The 3,190-nt window shown below is 43.5% G+C and carries 3 protein-coding genes and 1 pseudogene; 2 read left to right on the top strand and 2 right to left on the bottom strand.

Annotation, left to right across the window (positions count from 1 at the left end; translation table 11 throughout):
- Positions 1–139, top strand: a pseudogene (locus tag IQ229_RS20360) (TrkH family potassium uptake protein); the annotation flags it as partial.
- 151 nt (positions 140–290) lie between these two features.
- Complete coding sequence (locus IQ229_RS20355; RefSeq protein WP_194046854.1) at positions 291–986, top strand: potassium channel family protein; 696 nt, start codon at positions 291–293, stop codon at positions 984–986.
- A gap of 201 nt (positions 987–1,187) precedes the next feature.
- Here the strand turns inward: IQ229_RS20355 and IQ229_RS20350 are convergent, their stop codons facing one another.
- Both IQ229_RS20350 and queA read right to left on the bottom strand, forming a co-directional pair.
- Positions 1,188–2,288, bottom strand: a complete 1,101-nt coding sequence (locus tag IQ229_RS20350) for a tetratricopeptide repeat protein (protein WP_194046852.1) — start codon at positions 2,286–2,288, stop codon at positions 1,188–1,190.
- Positions 2,289–2,398: 110 nt separating this feature from the next.
- Positions 2,399–3,190: tRNA preQ1(34) S-adenosylmethionine ribosyltransferase-isomerase QueA (gene queA / locus IQ229_RS20345; protein WP_194046850.1), on the bottom strand; the 792-nt coding region annotated here is incomplete at its 5' end.

Raw genomic sequence — 3,190 nt, 5'->3', positions numbered from 1 at the left:
CTCTATCGCAGCAAAGCTCATCTTAATTGTCACTATGTACGTTGGAAGAGTAGGTGTTTTACTGCTGATGTCTGCTGTACTAGGAGATCCCCGCCCCACCAGAATTCACTATCCTGAAGAAAATTTACTCGTAGGATAGTTAGGGAAACAGAATAGGGAATGGGGGAGAAAGAATAACCAATGCCCAAACTGATAAAATATACATTAGAAGGCAAAAATAAAATTTTTAATTCAAGCGGTATAACCGTTTTTTGCCCTAAATACAGGGAGCCATAATAAGGATAACAACGGTGAATCTGTCATCATTAAGTTTTTTTCGCAGTTTACGTAAAGATAACCACCAATTTGCTGTAATTGGGTTAGGTCGTTTTGGAAGGTCTGTCTGTTCCACACTGCACAATTTTGGTTATCAAGTGCTAGCAACAGATATTGATGAAAAACGAGTTTCAGAAGCATTGACTGAGGGAATAGTTGGTCATGCTTTGCAACTAGACTCTACAGAACCAGCCGCACTCAGAGAAGCTGGAATTTTTGAATTTGATACTGTAATTGTAGCGATTGGCAACTACGTTCAAGAAAGTATCATAACCACTCTAAATGTGAAAGAGGCTGGTGTACCTCATGTCGTTGCTAAAGCTTCTAGTGAAGTTCACCGTAAACTGTTGCGGCGAGTAGGAGCAGATCATGTTGTTTTTCCTGAGTATGAAGCGGGTTGTGCCCTAGCGCGTACTCTTACAAAACCAGCAATTCTAGATCGGTTTGACCTCGACCCAGATAACAGTATTGTAGAGTTGATTGTGCCTGATGAATTTCACGGCAAAACAATCACCGAACTTCAACTTCGTAACCGCTACGGTTTAAATTTGCTAGCAGTAAGCCAGGATGGAAAATTTCAAATTAATCCTGACGCTACCAAGCGTTTAGAGCGTGGTTCAGCAATGGTTGTTATTGGTTGCAATAAAGATATTAATCGTTTGCCGATTTAAAAAAGTTAGGAGTTATGTCGTGTGCAACTTTTACTCAAACCTAATCTTCAGTAGAGAATAGACTTATTGCATGAATCAAAAGCCCTCACCCTAAATCCCTCTCCCCAGCTGGGGAGAGGGACTTTGAAATTGGCTCCCCTTCTCCCAATTTTGGGAGAAGGGGTTGGGGGATGAGGGCAAATTGTCTTAACTCTGAGTTTTTTATTGTCCGGGACTTGTTGAAGTGGATTGTGGTTCAACTGAGACAGGCACATCGCCAGGGTTCGCAGGCGTTTCTGGTTGATTTGCCGTCTGTGGTTCAGGTGTTTGTACTGTAGAATCTGAACTTTGAGAAGGAGTAGCTGTTTGACTGGCTTGAGGCTGCTGTTGCCCACTTTTCTGGGCAATTTGCTGCATTAACTGCTCAATTTTCTGGGCTTGTTCAATGTTACCTTGCTGGTGATATTCATTGTGAGCGCGTTTCAAGACTCCACTGGCTTTTTTGAACTCGCCTTGATTATATAAAGTTACTCCCAAGTTATAGTAAGCTGAGGCACTTTTTGGATTGAGGCGAATCGCTTGTCGATAAACAGAAATAGCTTCAGGAGCTTGACCATGCGTTGCTAGCAAATTTGCCATGTTGCTGTAGGCTGTGGCATTTTTAGGATTTAGCTTCAAAGCTTGGCGATAAGTGGCGATCGCAGGCTCGATTTGACCTTGTTGTTGCAAGGCGATCGCTAAGTTAAGATAAGCATTTGCATTGCTGCTATCTAAATTAATTGCTTTTTGGTAGGCAGCGATCGCTTCCTCTAACTTTCCTTGTTCGTATAGCAACAAACCCAGATTATACAGTGCTGCCACCCTTGTGGAATCTATCACCAAGCTCTGGCGATAAGCCGTAATCGCTGCATCTTTTTCTCCTTGTCGGTGCAACACTAACCCCAAGTTGTAATAAGCTTCGCTAGAATTGGGATTAAGTTTTATCACCTCGGTAAATTCTTGTAAAGCTTCATCCAGGCGATTTTGCTCTATCAATATATTACCCAGATAATTTCGTGCTGCCCCAAGGTTAGGATCTCGCTGCAACGCTTTCTGAAAGGCATATTCTGCACCTTGTAAGTCTTGGCGGTTATAGCGCGTGACTCCCTGCTGGAAAAAGCTAGCTGCTTCCAGATTCTGAGAAATTGCAGTTTCTGCCAGCAGCTTGCTAACTGGGAAATTAGTAATTGTCGGTGCAGCCAAGAGCAAAAATGCAGAACAGCCACCGAGTGTTACCTGACAAAATAAATTTAACCAATGAGAAAATAGGTATTTTTCAGACATTAATAGCAGACCTGTACTTATTTTTAACCTCTTATAAGTCAGAGTACCCACCACGAAAGAAAAAATTCCCAATTTCCAACTTTTAACTCCTAATTCTTGTACAGACGCGATTAATTGCGTCTCTCCCCACTCCCCACTCCCACAGCTGACGGCAAAATTAGCATGGCATCACCGAATGAATAAAAGCGATATCCAAAAGCGATCGCTTCGTTGTATATATTCAATAATCGTTGTCTGCCAATTAGGGCACTTACCAACATCAACAAACTAGAACGCGGTAAGTGAAAATTCGTAATCAAACCATCTACCACCTGCCATTGGTAGCCGGGATAAATAAACAAGTCTGTTTTTCCGCAAAATGGTTGTAAATTACCAAATTGAGCCGCCCCTTCTAAAGCCCGTACTACCGTTGTTCCCACAGCAATAATTCGACCGCCAGCAGCTTTCGTGGCGTGGATTTGCTCTACTGTAGCGGCGGGAACTTCAATCCATTCTTCATGCATCTGATGGGTAGTTACGTCCTCTACTTCCACAGGGCGAAATGTGCCGACACCAACGTGTAGCGTCACAAAAGCTCGATCAATTTTGCGATCGCGCAACTTTTGTAATAATTCTGGGGTAAAGTGTAATCCTGCCGTCGGAGCTGCGATCGCTCCTGGTTGTTTAGCATAAACTGTCTGATACTGCTCATCAGCAGCTTCTGAGGCAGTGATGTACGGTGGTAGCGGTACTTCACCAAATACCTCTAACAGTTGCACCAAAGTCTTTCCCTCTGGTACATCAAATTGCAATAAACGCCCCCCGGTAGCTGCGTCTGTTTCTAGAACCGTAGCCGTTAGCTGGGGGCTAGGAGCAGGCTTGCCGTGAGCGTAGCCGAACGGGAGTAAGGGAGAATTTTCCCC

The organism is Nostoc cf. edaphicum LEGE 07299 (assembly GCF_015207245.1).
GTDB lineage: Bacteria > Cyanobacteriota > Cyanobacteriia > Cyanobacteriales > Nostocaceae > Nostoc > Nostoc edaphicum_B.
Note: the sequence above shows the minus strand (reverse complement) of the source record. Positions and strands in the feature narration are given on the sequence as shown.